The sequence below is a fragment of the Salirhabdus salicampi genome (assembly GCF_024259515.1).
Classification (GTDB): Bacteria; Bacillota; Bacilli; order Bacillales; family Alkalibacillaceae; genus Salirhabdus_A; species Salirhabdus_A salicampi.
In genome coordinates, this window is sequence record NZ_JANBWE010000002.1 from 588,449 (window position 1) to 602,577 (window position 14,129).

The 14,129-nt window shown below is 38.0% G+C and carries 18 protein-coding genes and 1 other annotated feature; all 18 genes read right to left on the minus strand.

What is annotated here, in order from left to right; translation table 11 throughout:
- Positions 1–26: 26 nt before the first annotated feature.
- Positions 27–542 (minus strand): YhcN/YlaJ family sporulation lipoprotein, encoded by a 516-nt coding sequence (locus NLW78_RS09120; protein ID WP_254496735.1) that lies wholly within the window; start codon positions 540–542, stop codon positions 27–29.
- A 70-nt stretch (positions 543–612) separates the two neighbouring features.
- Positions 613–1,356 (minus strand): NAD(+) synthase, encoded by a 744-nt coding sequence (gene nadE / locus NLW78_RS09125; protein WP_254496736.1) that lies wholly within the window; start codon positions 1,354–1,356, stop codon positions 613–615.
- Between the two features lie 34 nt (positions 1,357–1,390).
- Positions 1,391–2,353 (minus strand): phosphotransferase, encoded by a 963-nt coding sequence (locus NLW78_RS09130; RefSeq protein WP_254496737.1) that lies wholly within the window; start codon positions 2,351–2,353, stop codon positions 1,391–1,393.
- Positions 2,350–3,372, minus strand: a complete 1,023-nt coding sequence (locus tag NLW78_RS09135; RefSeq protein WP_254496738.1) for a LysM peptidoglycan-binding domain-containing protein — start codon at positions 3,370–3,372, stop codon at positions 2,350–2,352. The genes NLW78_RS09130 and NLW78_RS09135 overlap by 4 nt, the downstream gene beginning before the upstream one ends.
- A gap of 126 nt (positions 3,373–3,498) precedes the next feature.
- The gene (gene pheA / locus NLW78_RS09140) at positions 3,499–4,386 is read right to left on the minus strand and encodes a prephenate dehydratase (protein WP_254496739.1); all 888 of its coding nucleotides are present in this window, start codon (positions 4,384–4,386) and stop codon (positions 3,499–3,501) included.
- Positions 4,387–4,405: 19 nt separating this feature from the next.
- Positions 4,406–4,855 carry an ACT domain-containing protein gene (locus tag NLW78_RS09145; protein WP_254496740.1) on the minus strand — a complete coding sequence of 150 codons (450 nt, stop codon included), beginning with the start codon at positions 4,853–4,855 and terminating at the stop codon, positions 4,406–4,408.
- Between the two features lie 20 nt (positions 4,856–4,875).
- A complete protein-coding gene (gene obgE / locus NLW78_RS09150; RefSeq protein ID WP_254496741.1) occupies positions 4,876–6,156 on the minus strand; it encodes a GTPase ObgE in 1,281 nt (426 codons plus the stop codon).
- 63 nt (positions 6,157–6,219) lie between these two features.
- The gene (locus tag NLW78_RS09155) at positions 6,220–6,747 is read right to left on the minus strand and encodes a Spo0B domain-containing protein (RefSeq protein ID WP_254496742.1); all 528 of its coding nucleotides are present in this window, start codon (positions 6,745–6,747) and stop codon (positions 6,220–6,222) included.
- 150 nt (positions 6,748–6,897) lie between these two features.
- On the minus strand, positions 6,898–7,188 hold the full coding sequence (gene rpmA / locus NLW78_RS09160) for a 50S ribosomal protein L27 (protein ID WP_254496743.1): 291 nt from the start codon (positions 7,186–7,188) through the stop codon (positions 6,898–6,900).
- Positions 7,189–7,215: 27 nt separating this feature from the next.
- Positions 7,216–7,542: a ribosomal-processing cysteine protease Prp gene (locus NLW78_RS09165; protein WP_254496744.1), complete on the minus strand. Its 327-nt coding sequence runs from the start codon at positions 7,540–7,542 to the stop codon at positions 7,216–7,218.
- Between the two features lie 11 nt (positions 7,543–7,553).
- Positions 7,554–7,862 carry a 50S ribosomal protein L21 gene (gene rplU / locus NLW78_RS09170; protein ID WP_254496745.1) on the minus strand — a complete coding sequence of 103 codons (309 nt, stop codon included), beginning with the start codon at positions 7,860–7,862 and terminating at the stop codon, positions 7,554–7,556.
- Between the two features lie 14 nt (positions 7,863–7,876).
- Positions 7,877–7,950: a sequence feature (ribosomal protein L21 leader region), on the minus strand.
- A 35-nt stretch (positions 7,951–7,985) separates the two neighbouring features.
- The gene (locus NLW78_RS09175) at positions 7,986–9,422 is read right to left on the minus strand and encodes a ribonuclease E/G (RefSeq protein ID WP_254496746.1); all 1,437 of its coding nucleotides are present in this window, start codon (positions 9,420–9,422) and stop codon (positions 7,986–7,988) included.
- 3 nt (positions 9,423–9,425) lie between these two features.
- A complete protein-coding gene (locus tag NLW78_RS09180; RefSeq protein WP_254496747.1) occupies positions 9,426–10,301 on the minus strand; it encodes a M50 family metallopeptidase in 876 nt (291 codons plus the stop codon).
- The gene (locus NLW78_RS09185; protein WP_254496748.1) at positions 10,288–11,070 is read right to left on the minus strand and encodes a M23 family metallopeptidase; all 783 of its coding nucleotides are present in this window, start codon (positions 11,068–11,070) and stop codon (positions 10,288–10,290) included. Before NLW78_RS09185 ends, NLW78_RS09180 begins: the two co-directional genes overlap by 14 nt.
- A gap of 117 nt (positions 11,071–11,187) precedes the next feature.
- Complete coding sequence (gene minD / locus NLW78_RS09190) at positions 11,188–11,985, minus strand: septum site-determining protein MinD (protein ID WP_254496749.1); 798 nt, start codon at positions 11,983–11,985, stop codon at positions 11,188–11,190.
- Entirely contained in the window at positions 11,978–12,658 is a 681-nt protein-coding gene (gene minC, locus NLW78_RS09195; RefSeq protein WP_254496750.1) for a septum site-determining protein MinC, read from the minus strand. The genes minD and minC overlap by 8 nt, the downstream gene beginning before the upstream one ends.
- A 54-nt stretch (positions 12,659–12,712) precedes the next feature.
- Entirely contained in the window at positions 12,713–13,246 is a 534-nt protein-coding gene (gene mreD / locus NLW78_RS09200; RefSeq protein WP_254496751.1) for a rod shape-determining protein MreD, read from the minus strand.
- Positions 13,246–14,115: a rod shape-determining protein MreC gene (gene mreC / locus NLW78_RS09205; protein WP_254496752.1), complete on the minus strand. Its 870-nt coding sequence runs from the start codon at positions 14,113–14,115 to the stop codon at positions 13,246–13,248. The genes mreD and mreC overlap by 1 nt, the downstream gene beginning before the upstream one ends.
- Positions 14,116–14,129 lie beyond the last annotated feature (14 nt).

Genomic DNA, 14,129 nt, shown 5'->3' on the forward strand with positions numbered 1-14,129 from the left:
GCGTAACATGAAGCGTTCATTCGTTGTTATCCTCCAAAAAATTTATCTAACGGCTCTTGTCTCGTTTTCAAATTTTTCATGCGATCAAAATAAATACGGTCTGTATAAACCACTATATCCTTTCGGTTCGTCATTTCTTCAACTATTAGACGTACATCTGCTACAACAGCGGGATTCGCACCGCGAACTTGTTGAATCGCAACATAAATTCGATCATCCGTAATAACGGTTTGAGCTGCTTGAACTCCATCATGTTGGGCAATCGTTCTCTCAATTTCTTCGGCATGCCTTCTTAAATTTTCGTCCTCATAGGAATTTCTATCACCGTCTGGATTTCCATCTCCGATATTTTGCATACCAACTTGATCTCCATTTCGTTGATCCGTCCCCGTTTGTTGATTATTTGCACCGTCATTAGCACGATATTGAATTGGCTGAGCCAAATCATCGTTACGTTGACCTTCTTGTTGTCCATTGGTATCCATACAACCTGTTAGTAACACTCCTGCAATACCTATCATGAACCATCTTGTTTTGGGCATAAGAAAACCTCCTTTTTCTCTTAGTGTGAAAAAAGGAGGTTCATATTAACCAAAAAATACAATGAATTTATTAGGAAAATTTTGGTGGGCCACTTGGCATTCTACGTTTATGTGCTGTTCTCTCGTGCATCTTTTCAATGATTTGTTTATCATTCACTGGAATTTCTTCGTCCTTTAAGTATTTATCAATTTGATCATATGTGACACCCATTTCATTTTCATCCGTTTGGCCTTCCCAAAGTCCAGCACTTGGGGCTTTTTCAATAATTTCCTTTGGTACACCTAAAGCCTTAGCTAATTCCCTTACCTCGCCCTTCGTATAATTCATGATTGGTACTAAGTCTACCCCACCGTCACCATATTTTGTAAAGTATCCTGTATACCACTCCGCTGCATTGTCCGTTCCAACTACCAAGTACTGGTAATTTGTTGCAACTGTATATAACGTACTCATTCGGAGACGTGCTCGCAAATTAGCGTCTGCCAGTTTAGCTTGCTTATCGTTCCAATCTCCTGTTTGTTGTATAACCTGTGTAATAGTACTAAACATCGTTTCATGGGTATCAGTTAAATCAATGGTCGCATGATCAATGCCAGACCCTTCCACAACTAAGTTTGCGTGTTGTGCATCTTTCGGGTTGCTTTTACAAGGCATAATTAAACCTAATGAATGGTCAGGCATTGCCCGTTTAATCAAATAAGCCACAACAGCGGAGTCTATCCCTCCACTTATTCCTACGATTAACCCTTTAACACCTGCTTCTTCTACTTGTGTTCGAAGCCAATTCGTTAAATAATCAATGTGCTTTTCCATAATCCCTTCCCCTTCTATCCTTTATGATAATTAATCATATCATAGAGTTCACTTCAGCAACAAATTCCATTCGACTTTGCCATTTTTCATCAAATTTTTGTATTGTTGGCCCAATTCTTCGTTTCTTGTTTTTTATCGCATACATCCATTCTCGTATTAGATCGTTAGGGAATAAAATGCCGTAGTAGAAATAACGATTCCTCTCCAAAAGCCGTTGAAATATTTGATATCGTAAGAGAGTATAAACAGAAGCAGTTGGCTCATCCATGAAACGTTGCGCTAATTGGATCCATTCATATTCGTAAGGGGAGGGTGACAATAAATCAAAGTCAATCATAAACACGTTGTGATTTTGAACAATGAAATTATGGGAAGCACAATCACCATGAATCCAATACCGCTTTTTCCTGGCTATCGATTCAAGTCTATGCCAGTTTAATTGCTCCATTTGCTCCAGGATGACATGACTATGCTTCACTATTTGCTCGTATAAGTCCAAGTATCCATAGTCATGGAACAAAGCCTTTGTTTTTATAAATTGCCTTAACCGTTTTTCCATTTTTTTTGAGAATGTTATCGGTTTACGGTATGTTGGAACGACAATTCCTTGCACATCACGATGAAAAGTGGTTAACGTTCGAACCGCAAAGTCCCGGTTCTTCTCCTCCTTAAATGATAACGATTTCCCCTCAACCCAAGGTGTTAAACACCATAACTTTCCATCGTTTTCATCCATTAGCCAACGTTCTCCATTTAGAAACGGATGAAACGAGGTGATATATGACAAATTTTGAACATGTTGAAAGAATGACCACAATTGCTTTACTATGTTTTCGTTCTTATATCCTTTTAAAACCCATTGTTTGTTACCATCATCTAGTCGAATAACGTTATTCTTAATTCGTTTCAGTTTATAAACGTGAAAATCACCGTTTTCGGCTAAAAAATAACGGAGACGATTCTGAAACGAATCGTCCCTATTATTTATCCCCCTCACTCTTCATCTCTCACTGGATTTTGTTGAAAGTTTTGGTCCGGTTGCTGTGGCATTGGCTGTTGAAATTGCTGCCCTGGATACTGTGGCATTTGTTGCTGAAATTGCTGCCCTGGATACTGTGGCATTTGTTGCTGAAATTGCTGCCCTGGATGCTGTGGCATTTGTTGCTGGAATTGCTGTGGATAAAAACCGTCCCCATGGTACCCTGGTTGTGTTTGATAATAACTTTGTGGCGGGCTCATCGGAAATTGTTGCTGATATTGTTGAGAAGGGATGTTCTGTTGAAATGGAGATCCCATTTGTTGTTGACCTTGACCTTGCTGAACATTTGATTTTTGTTGAGGGTATTCAACTTTATCAGGCATCTTAGGTAACTCAAACTTTTTAGAAGTATCATCAACAAATGGTAAAAAACCCTTATCCTCTTCCTGTGCATATGGCTGTTGGAATTGCTGCGGGTTCATATGTTGCTGAAACTGCTGTGGCATTTGTTGCTGGAACTGTGGCGGCATTTGTTGCATTTGTTGTGGCATCTTATGACCAAGGCCTTGCATATGTCCTTGTGATGGATTACCAAAAAAATACGGTTGCATAAATGGAACAGTAGGAAATGATTTATCTGTCATATGATCATCCTTTGGAAATGGCGGCATTTGCGGGAAGTTTACTTTATCGTCCTTGTTTTCTTTATCATCATTCTTCATACTACCATTCTTACCGCTATATGGTTTCATTTCTTTATCAAACATATCACCACGATTATCATCTTCTTTAATAACAGGCATTGGTTTTGGTGAATCGTCCTTATACGGGTGTTCCGCATGATTACACGTTTCCTGTTCATCTACTTCCTTGCGGACAGGTTTTGTTACAGTAGGGATTTTCAACTTCATACCAGCCATAATCTGTTCCGGGTCTGATAGTTGCGCATTCATTTCTTTCAATGTATCAACATCTACACCATACTTTTGAGCAATTTTAAACAGCGTATCTCCTCGTTGTACAACATGAATCTTCACGGGTATTGCTCCTTTCTATTTCAATTTCACATTTTTTCGATTCCATATCAATATCAACATATGCACAGTTTTCAAAATGTTGAGCCATATGACTATTTTTTGTCTACGAAAAAAGGTTTCAGTGTCCTAAGACACTGAAACCTTTTTTAACATTTGTTCACTTAACGTATACGTTGAGTAGCTACCTAATATGCGTGTTTTACATCCAAGAGCCTCTAACTCCGATTGTACTCCCGGGAAGAGGACTTGATCATAGGGCTGATTCACATCAATAATAAAGAAATAATTGCCTAACCCGGTTTTCATTGGACGTGATTCAATTTTGGACAAATTCATTTTTCGCCATGAAAACGCCGACAATACTTGATGTAGTGCCCCTGCATAGTCGCGTGGTAGCGTAACAAGCACTGTTGTCTTTTCCCCTTGAGGAGTGATATTCACATTCGGTAACGAACGTTTTTCCTTTTTTAATACCGCAAACCGTGTATGGTTATTTGGATAATCGTGAACCGATTCTTGTAATATGTTTAGGCCATATTCTGAAACAGCCAATTTATTCCCAATTGCTGCTACCGGTTCTCCATTCGACTCCATAATAAATTGGGCCGCTTCAGCCGTTGAAGACATATCTTTAATGGTGGCATTCGGTAAGTTTCTATGAATAAACTGATGACATTGGGCAATAGCTTGTGTATGTGAATATACCATTTTAATATCTGATAAGTTACCTTTAAACGATGGATGTACAAGTAATTGTTGCTGAATGGGTAACACAATTTCCGCTACGATAGGTACTTCTACATGATGGATTAAATAGTCTAGGGTGATGTGAACCGAGCCTTCAATTGCATTTTCCAACGGTACAACCGCTACATCCACTTCGTCATCGTTTAAAGCATCGATACACGCCGGTATCGTCTTATATTCAATTTTTTCCCCTTCATGAAAGAGACCGTCCACTGCCATCTTCGTAAACGTCCCTTTAGGTCCTAAGTAACCGATTTTCTCATTCACAACAAATATCCTCCCTGTATTATGCGCCTGAACTTAACACCTCTACGCGGATGACAAATTCCAGTTTTTTTAAATTTTGGAGTAGCTGCTCAATATTCACCCTCATCATAGATGTGTTCATCGATAATGTTACATTCGCTTTTCCTTGTAGCGGTATCGTTTGGTGAATCGTTAAAACGTTACATCCTGCGTCCGCTACCGTTGATAAAAGCTTTGCTAACGTACCGGTTCTATCTTCCAGGTGAAAAAAAAGCGTAATCATTTTCTCTTTGACCATAGCTTGGAATGGGAATACGGTATCTTTATATTTATAGAAAGCACTACGACTTAAATCTACCTTTTGTACCGCTTCAAATACGGAATTCACTTTTCCTTGTTCGAGCAACGCTTTTACTTCCAATGTCTTTTTCATTGACTCCGGTAGAACGTCGCTCCGAACTAAGTAAAACTTTTCATCCAACTCTTTCATAACCTTATTCCCCTTTGTTCTTATTCCACAAATTCAAATTCAAAATCTAATAATCGAACGGTATCTCCCTCTTTTGCCCCACGTTTTCTTAATGCGTTGTCAACTCCTAAACTACGCATTTGCTTAGAAAAACGGCGAACAGCCTCATCACGATTAAAGTCCGTCATTTTGAACATTTTTTCAATTTTCTCTCCTGATAAGACAAAAGCACCATCAGGATCACGTGTAATTTGAAACGGCTCTTCTTCTGCACGGTATTTATAGACTACTCGCTCAGTTGTTTCTTCTTCGATAAATTGATCCTTCGGAATTTGATCTAACTGGTCAGCAATAGCAAATAGAAGTGGACGTAATCCCTCACGGGTAATAGCCGAAATTGCATAAATATCAACATGATCTCCAACTTGTTCTTTAAATTTCATTAAATTTTCTTCAGATTGTGGGATGTCCATTTTATTCGCTACTACAATCTGTGGACGTTTTGAAATACGTTCGTCGTATTGCTTTAATTCTTCGTTTATGCTAACAAAATCATCATAAGGATCCCGACCTTCAAGCCCTGACATATCCACTACATGCACAATAACTCTCGTCCGCTCAACATGGCGCAAAAACTGATGTCCAAGTCCTATTCCTTCATGGGCTCCTTCAATTAATCCTGGTAAATCCGCCATTACGAAACTGCGGTTATCCTCAGTTTCAACAACACCAAGGTTGGGAGCTAATGTGGTAAAGTGGTAATCAGCAATTTTCGGCCTTGCTGCACTGACAATCGATAATAAAGTTGATTTTCCGACACTTGGGAACCCAACTAATCCAACATCGGCTAAAAGTTTTAATTCTAATTGTATGTTGCGCTCTTCACCAGGTTCACCGTTTTCAGCAATTTCCGGTGCCCGATTACGAGCTGAAGCGAACTTCAAATTCCCACGGCCACCTCTTCCACCTTTCACAATGATGGCTTGCTGCTTATGTTCAACTAAGTCGGCTAATAGTTCACCTGTATCTGCATCTTTCACTGTTGTCCCTGGCGGAACCGGCACAATTAAAGCGTCAGCATTCTTACCATGCTGGCCTTTTCCACTTCCGTTTTCTCCCCGTTTCGCTTTGAAATGTCTTTGATAACGAAAATCCATTAATGTATTTAATCCTTCGTCAACTTCAAAAATGATGTTACCACCATTTCCTCCATCTCCACCTGCTGGTCCACCCATTGGTTCATATTTTTCACGACGGAAAGCAACAACACCATTCCCACCGTCTCCTGCTTTTACATATACTTTGACCTGATCTACAAACATTCTTTACACCTCTACTTTTAAAGGAAACTTCATGATGATATTCTTCCACACTATTGTGCAAAATTACTTATTGACGAGTTCTTTTTGAAACGAGAATGTGACATTACACTTCTCTTCGGTTACATGTACATCTTGAACAAAATTTATTTTATCCAAATGTTGGTGACATTCTGTTATATTTACAAAAGAACCGGTAAATGTAACGTTTATGTTTCCTTTTTCCTCTATAATGATCATTCCTTCATATAACTGATCCGCTTTCACATGTGCTTCCAATGTACTAATTAGCTGTTCAAAGGCATCACAGATACCTATGTCCTTTTCGGTTAACGGATCTACTTGTTCACTAACTTGATATTGAATCTGAAATTGATTATAAGTCCAATTAAATTGCAACAACCATAGAAAGAAATGTGGGCATTGTAACCTCGTTAATTTTCTTTCTTCATGTGCTTTATGAATAATCGTTGTAACGATGTCATTCACCTTATCGAGTTTCCCCATAGAAGCGTATCCTTTAACGAGCTGTATATCATTTAACACGTCGTGACGATAATGGTTAATAACATCTATTACTTCCTTTCTCTCCATACTACCCGCCCCTTATTTGATAGTAATGAAAATTATAGCAAACTTTTCGAAATAACTGAAATAGAACTTAACAAAAATCATTATGTATCACCGTTTCATACCATAAAAAAAGTTCTAACCCATCGGGTTAGAACTTTTCTTTTTACAAGCTTATGCTTCCTGTGCTACAGGATAAACACTTACTTTTTTACGGTCACGACCGTAACGTTCAAATTTTACGACACCATCAACTTTCGCGAAAAGAGTGTCATCACCACCGCGGCCTACGTTAGCACCTGGGTAGATTTTTGTTCCACGTTGACGATATAGAATAGAACCACCAGAAACAAACTGGCCGTCAGCACGTTTAGCACCAAGACGTTTTGACTCAGAGTCACGTCCGTTCTTTGTACTACCTACACCTTTTTTCTGAGCGAAAAACTGCAAGTTAAGACGTAGCATTTGACTGCACCTCCTTCATGTTTACAGTTATTGAATCTTTATATATTGACCATAGTCACGTTCAATCGTTTCTAAGGCAACAACCATACCCTCCAGCAAATGTTGCGCTTTTGTATACACTTCCTGACTCATGTTCAGCGGAAGCTGTACTTTTAAATATCCTCCTTCGCCACCTTGTTCAATGGCTGGCTCGATATGACAAAGCTTTATAATTGCATTTACTGCTCCGAAGGATACGGCGGATACACCGGCACAAACGAGGTCATGTCCATATGGACCGCTCTCTGCATGGCCAGTAATTTCAAAGGATTGAATATCTTGCATTTCATTTCGATAGACTCGAACTTGAATCATATAATTAATCCTTATGCGTTAATTTTGTCGATCGTCACTTTTGTGTAAGGTTGACGATGACCTTGTTTACGCTTGTAGTTCTTTTTCGGCTTATATTTGAACACCGTAATTTTTTTAGCGCGGCCTTGTTTTTCAACTTTTGCCGTTACCGTTGCACCTTCTACGTAAGGTGAACCAACTTTCACGTCTTCGCCACCAACTAAAACAACTTTATCGAATGTTACAGTTTCACCGTCACCAGCGTCTACTTTTTCGATGTAAACAGCTTGACCTTCTTCAACTTTTACTTGTTTACCACCAGTTTCAATAATTGCGTACATGACTTGCACCTCCTCTATATACTCAGACTCGCCATACAGGTACTTCCTTTGAAGTTTCATAACCTGTTCTGCGCGGTTGTAGCAGCGGGTGCTACAAACATAACATTAAAATACTATCATGAGTTAGAAAAGTTTGTCAATGTCTTCATTGATTTGATTATTTTCTAACCCTATAAACTTTACCACATATGGGCGATTTTCTAAAGAGGTTTGGCGCACAAATACGGATTTTTTTAGTAGTTGCTTAAGTTTCGGTAAATTCACCCTAGACATAAACAGCTCGAGTACTTCCGGGCGCATATCTACAAGGAATGCCTCATAGTCACTGTTGCGATATGAAAGTAATTCTCTTTCTAATTTATAGGCATGTGACAATATGTTCCATTGCCTATCATTCACGGGTTGTTCATAAATTGACATGAGGTCTAAGCCTTGGCGTTTCCGAGTCATCTCTAAAATTCCTAAGCGGGTAAATCCTAAAATTTCACAATGTAAAGGATCCCTTGCTGCTTCGGACTTCAGACAGGATATGATATCTTCCTTATCCCGATCTGACTTCATATCAATAAAATCAATTAAAATAATACCTGAAATATTCCGTAATCTTACTTGATTCATAATCTCTTCTGCTGCTAACAAGTTTGCTTTTTTAGCAGTGTCATATTTGTTCCCTCTCCCGCTAAAAGACGAACTGTTCACATCGTAAACAGTAAGAGCTTCCGTACGGTCAATCACAATCTCAACTCCGGAAGATAATTTAACATGACGTTTCGTCAGTTGTTCAATTATAGAATCAAACGTATACGGAATATCCTGTGTAAAACGGTGTGACCACCTTATTTTATGAGCTAAATTCGGAAACATTTCCTTCATGTTTGCCGCCGTTGATGTTTCATCAAATATAAGTTCGTCTGCATGAAACCCAAATTTGCGGATAAATCGTAAAGGAATATCGTCATCCTCAAAGAGTTTCACAGGCGCTTTTTTATCCTTGGCCTCATGTAGAAGTAATTCCCATTTCCGCCGTAACAAGTCTAATTCAGCCGCTTGTTCCTCTTCATTTAGTTGCAATGCAGATGTCCGAACAATCACCCCTTCTTCATGTTGCAACCATTTTTCAATTGACACTGTAAAATGATTTTGATCTGCACCTTTTATTTTTTTCGATACAGCAATGTAGTTCCCTTGCGGCAAATAAACAAACCCAAGTCCCGGTAACGTCACATTATTCGTTACTTGTGCCCCTTTATTACCAATTGGGTCCTTTATCACTTGCACAAACATATCCATGCCTTCATGGATTAATTTTTCAATTGGAAGGTGACGATTCTTTCTCGCCTGGGGAATCTCCTTTTTCGGTAAAAAGGCAAGTCGCTTTTCCCCTAAATCAACAAAGGCTGCTTGTAAACTGTGTTCCACCTTACGTACGCGCCCTTTGTATATATTTCCAACTAGCGATTGTTGTTCTGGCCGGCTTACGTGAATTTGCTCTAATTGTTCGTTATTCATGAGTAATGCGAATTTCTCTGTTGTAGTTGTTTGTATATAGATCGTTTTCATCGTTTATCTCTCCGTTTTATCTTGCCATTTCGCTATTGATCCCATCGGAATATTAGGTTGTTGTTGATTAAAATACGCATCCAAACAAGACTGTTCATCAACGGTTACGAGCCGTTCCCCAACAGGAATGACAAATTGGTGATAACAACCTTTTCTTAAACCCGATAACGTTCGGTACACTGTAATATGTGGAGGGAGTTTATTTTTTAACATTTTATATCCCTCATAATTCGTACGGTTTTGTCTAGCCATTAAATGGCGTATAAAGACAAACTTTCGCCTATTCCATTCTATCCGATTTTCCAACAGAAGAAAAATCGCCAACAAAACAGTATGCAATGTCCCCCATCCTTCCATGATGGCCAGAGACAAACCGATGATAACAGTCATGACGGAAAATATGATTGTCCAATCCATTGCTTTTTGAAACGGCAGAAATTGGGAAAATAGTAAGAAACATAGTTTCCCACCGTCTAACGGGTAGATTGGAATTAAGTTAAACAATAACAGTACAATATTATAATGAACAGCAAATTGAATAAGATCTGGCGAAAGCAGTCCAAAGCCGTTTGAATAGATTAGAAAAAAATGAATCCAAATATGTTGAACTGGTCCAGCTAAAACAACGTACAGCTCCTCTCGATTAGGGCGACTGAAATAATCATCCGTCTCCATGACCCCTCCAAAGGGCCAAAACATCACCTTCCGAATACGCCAGCGAAAAAAAAGAGCCATACTAAGATGGCCGAACTCATGAATCACCACAATTGTAAAAATGATGATCATTTCCATAAATGAACCTGTAATAAATGCGAGGAAAAACAAACCAAATAATAGAGGGTGAATATGAAAAACGGAATTTCGTTTACGGTTGGTCATCAACTTGCATCACCTTTACTGGATCGATATATTGTCTATCCTTTTGAATCGAAAAATATAGTCTAGCGACACTTTCATCTTCTTGCACAATTTCACCAATAACCTGATTTGATGTAACAAATTGGTAATGGTATACCTTAATATTTGTTAAATTTCCATATGTAGATTCACTTCCATCGTCATGCTGAATAATAACCGTCTTCCCCGTATCATTTTTATTCCCGGCAAAAATTACCGTACCGTTATCCATTGCCGATACATTCGTTTTGCCGTCAGTTTCAATAAAAATCCCTTTACCGTTTTGTTGAAATGTCTCAGAAATATTCCCCATAACTGGTAAAATGAAATCATAGTTGGTCCCTTCTGCTACTTCGTTACTAGGTGGGGTATCGATAATAGCAAGAGGAGCACCAAAATAATCCCGGTACCAAGCTTGTACCTTAGCAAAAGGGAATTCCTCTGTTAAGGCATTTAAAGCAATTGCTTGTGTTTTTTGAAAAACTGGACCATCTAAACGAAACAATATAGCTGTTCCAAAAAATAAAATACATGCAAGTAACAGTTTCAAAATAAAGGAATGTACCCGGGCTTTCGACCGTTTCATAGATGATGTAGAATCCCCTTGTAAAAAGGGTAAGAATCCATGCTTTTCCTCGTCCTGTACAAAGGATATAGATCGGGGAGTATCAGAACCAGTTACATTCTCTCTCTTATACTTTTTCCGTTTTGCTATATTTTTTCGTATCTCTTGAACATCTCTATTATTCAATGTCACTCATTCCTTTAACTTCAGTGTTTGTACAAGTCTATTCGGAACATAGATTTTTATGAATAAAAAAACAGCCATATTTGATATATGACTGTTTATCATCTCTTTCTTTATACGTTAAGCTTTCATGCCAAAAAACTTTTTCACTTTCGTGAATACACCCTTATCATCTTCAAGAGACATTAAAGGAACTGATTCCCCTAAAATACGACGGGCAATATTCCGATAAGAAATGGATGCCTTTGTATTCGGTTGAAATGCAATTGGTTCTCCATGATGGGAAGCTTTTATTACTTCTTCATCGTCGGCAACGATTCCTAATAAATCAACGGCTAATGTGCTGACAATATCGTTAATATCTAGCATATCCCCACTTTTTACCATGTGTGTTCGTATACGGTTTATCACTAAATAAGGTGGTTCAATATCTTCTTTCTCTAGCAATCCGATGATTCGATCTGCATCTCGAACACTAGATTTTTCAGGAGTTGTTACTACGATTGCTTTATCTGCACCAGCTATTGCATTTTGATACCCTAATTCAATTCCGGCTGGACAATCGATAAATATGTAATCATAATCAGGTTTTAACTCATCAATAACCTTTTTGATGCCTTCAGGTGTTACAGCAGTTTTATCACTCGTTTGTGCTGCCGGTAACAAGTGTAAACAATCAAACCTTTTATCTTTCACTAACGCCTGTTTCACATTACAACGTTCTGTTACAACGTCAACGATGTCATAAATGATTCGATTCTCCACACCTAAGATCACATCTAAGTTGCGCAATCCGATGTCTGTATCTACTAGACATACTTTCTTCCCTAGTAATGCTAAAGAAGTTCCAATATTGGCGGTTGTTGTTGTCTTTCCTACCCCACCTTTTCCTGAAGTAATAACAATTGCCTCACCCATTGCTCATTCTCCTTTCAACGGAACTAAAATAAGGACTTGTTTTTGCTAATACTTGAAGTTCATCTATGACAATTTTCTCTGTTTTAACATAAGCACATTCCATATAAACGCCTTCTGTCTCATAGTCTGGGGAACGACTAATGTAATTAGCAATACGTAGTTGATTCGGTTTCATGTATGAGGCTGCTATGACTGCCTCTTCATTCCCGTTCACTCCCGCGTGGGCAATGCCTTTTAATTCCCCTAAAACATATATATTTCCAGTGGCTGTAACTTTTCCACCAGGGTTTACATCTCCAATTAAGAGTAAATCCCCCCGAACTTCAATGACTTGTCCAGATCGTACCATTCGATATATTGAATTTATTTGAGAATCTTTCTGCCATTCTTTCGCCTCATCTCTTGTAATGACATTTGACTCAATACTACTCACAATAAATTTTTGTTTCGAACGTATTACGGTCTTTATTTGTTCTTGCTGTTCAGACGTTAAATAACGGTTCCCTACACTAACATTGACCGTTATCATCGGTTTTTCTTTATCTACTACAGTTGATGATAGCTTTTGATCCAGTTCATGTAGAACTTGGTCAAAAGAACTATTCTCATCAATAAAAAAGGTTAATCCTTCTTTCGTACCTTTAATTGTTACTACATGTTTTTTGTTATTCACAGAGGTTCACCTCAATAATACATTTTCGCTAACGACTATAGGAAATCCTTTTCCCTATTTTCTCTCAGCTATGAGTTCTTCTGACCACTTAAATAATATTTTACTAAAAATCGGATACAGTATCATCAAAAACAACAGATTTAATGCTAATGTCGGGACAAGTCTATCGGAAAAATACATCAATATGATGATGTCTGTTACCCCTATTACGTAATATAACGTATATAATAGGCTATCTATCAATAGAACACCGAATGCCGTTAAACAAAACGTTACGATAAATGTTCCGTGTAGAAGTTTTTTTAATCCGTGTATGATATAGGCACCAATTGCATACGTGAACATATATACCCCTAGAATGTCCGTATATAACAAGTCTTTTAAAAAACCAAATAAAATGCCGTAAAAGACGCAATAATACGTATGATCGTGATCATAATAAATGGCTATAAGAAAAAGGAAAACAGCCATGGAATGTGGGATAATATCATACTGAGTAGCGGCCCAGTCTGGAGAAAATATGTCAGCTAATGTACCCTCTAACACTAACAGGATTAATAGAATAAGAGGAAGTAGTAACTTTTTCATTACTCTTCATCCCCTTCCGCTCCATCTATGCTAGGAGAATACATATCCCGGTCTACAACCATAACGTGGTTAATTTCATAAAATTGTGCGGAAGGCTTAACATACGCAATTTTATTTAATCCAAACCGGTCCATTTCGACGTTTTCTATAGAACCAATTTCTAATCCTTCCGGAAAAACACCACCTAATCCCGAGCTAACGACTGTTTGTCCTTCTTCTAAATCTGTTTGTGCGGTAATCTTTAGAAGTAACGCTTCCGACTCACTATCATATCCTTCTATCAATCCATATATCTTTTCATCACTTTGGACAATGACCGAAATACGATTATTTATATCAAAACCGCTTAATAGTTGTACAGTTGCAGTAAATTGGTTTGACGTCTTTACTTTTCCTATCATTCCTTCAGCAGTAATAACAGCCATATTAGGCATCACACCATGCTGCTTCCCTTTATTGATTGTTATTTGTTGAAACCAACGTTCTGGGCTTCGAACAATAACAGACGCATGAATTGGTTTATAATCACGTATAGACTTTTCTTTATCTAAAATATCACTTAACTCTTTGTTTTCCTTTTCCAATGCTTGTACTTGATACAATAAGTCTTTATACTCTGATAAATTTTCTTTCAAGACTTTATTTTGTTCATAAGTCTTTTTTATATCTTCAATATTAGTATAGATATTAGATACATATTGAAACGGGGCATGGACCAAAGATTGGACCACCCCAATTGTATCGGATAAAAATTGTTCTAAAAATGAAGGATTATCACGATCCCGAATCGAGTAACCGATTAAAACAACGAGAACAATGATACTTACAAGAATTGTTACTAATCGTTTTTTGCGAAAAAAGGAACCCATTTCGTACACCTACT

What these genes read in the sequence shown, in the direction of transcription:
- NLW78_RS09120 (WP_254496735.1), bottom strand. Translation starts at nt 542, where the DNA reads ATGCCCAAAACAAGATGGTTCATGATAGGTATTGCAGGAGTGTTACTA.
- nadE (WP_254496736.1), bottom strand. Translation starts at nt 1,356, where the DNA reads ATGGAAAAGCACATTGATTATTTAACGAATTGGCTTCGAACACAAGTA.
- NLW78_RS09145 (WP_254496740.1), bottom strand. Translation starts at nt 4,855, where the DNA reads ATGAAAGAGTTGGATGAAAAGTTTTACTTAGTTCGGAGCGACGTTCTA.
- obgE (WP_254496741.1), bottom strand. Translation starts at nt 6,156, where the DNA reads ATGTTTGTAGATCAGGTCAAAGTATATGTAAAAGCAGGAGACGGTGGG.
- NLW78_RS09155 (WP_254496742.1), bottom strand. Translation starts at nt 6,747, where the DNA reads ATGGAGAGAAAGGAAGTAATAGATGTTATTAACCATTATCGTCACGAC.
- rpmA (WP_254496743.1), bottom strand. Translation starts at nt 7,188, where the DNA reads ATGCTACGTCTTAACTTGCAGTTTTTCGCTCAGAAAAAAGGTGTAGGT.
- NLW78_RS09165 (WP_254496744.1), bottom strand. Translation starts at nt 7,542, where the DNA reads ATGATTCAAGTTCGAGTCTATCGAAATGAAATGCAAGATATTCAATCC.
- rplU (WP_254496745.1), bottom strand. Translation starts at nt 7,862, where the DNA reads ATGTACGCAATTATTGAAACTGGTGGTAAACAAGTAAAAGTTGAAGAA.
- NLW78_RS09175 (WP_254496746.1), bottom strand. Translation starts at nt 9,422, where the DNA reads ATGAAAACGATCTATATACAAACAACTACAACAGAGAAATTCGCATTA.
- NLW78_RS09180 (WP_254496747.1), bottom strand. Translation starts at nt 10,301, where the DNA reads ATGACCAACCGTAAACGAAATTCCGTTTTTCATATTCACCCTCTATTA.
- minD (WP_254496749.1), bottom strand. Translation starts at nt 11,985, where the DNA reads ATGGGTGAGGCAATTGTTATTACTTCAGGAAAAGGTGGGGTAGGAAAG.
- mreD (WP_254496751.1), bottom strand. Translation starts at nt 13,246, where the DNA reads ATGAAAAAGTTACTACTTCCTCTTATTCTATTAATCCTGTTAGTGTTA.
- mreC (WP_254496752.1), bottom strand. Translation starts at nt 14,115, where the DNA reads ATGGGTTCCTTTTTTCGCAAAAAACGATTAGTAACAATTCTTGTAAGT.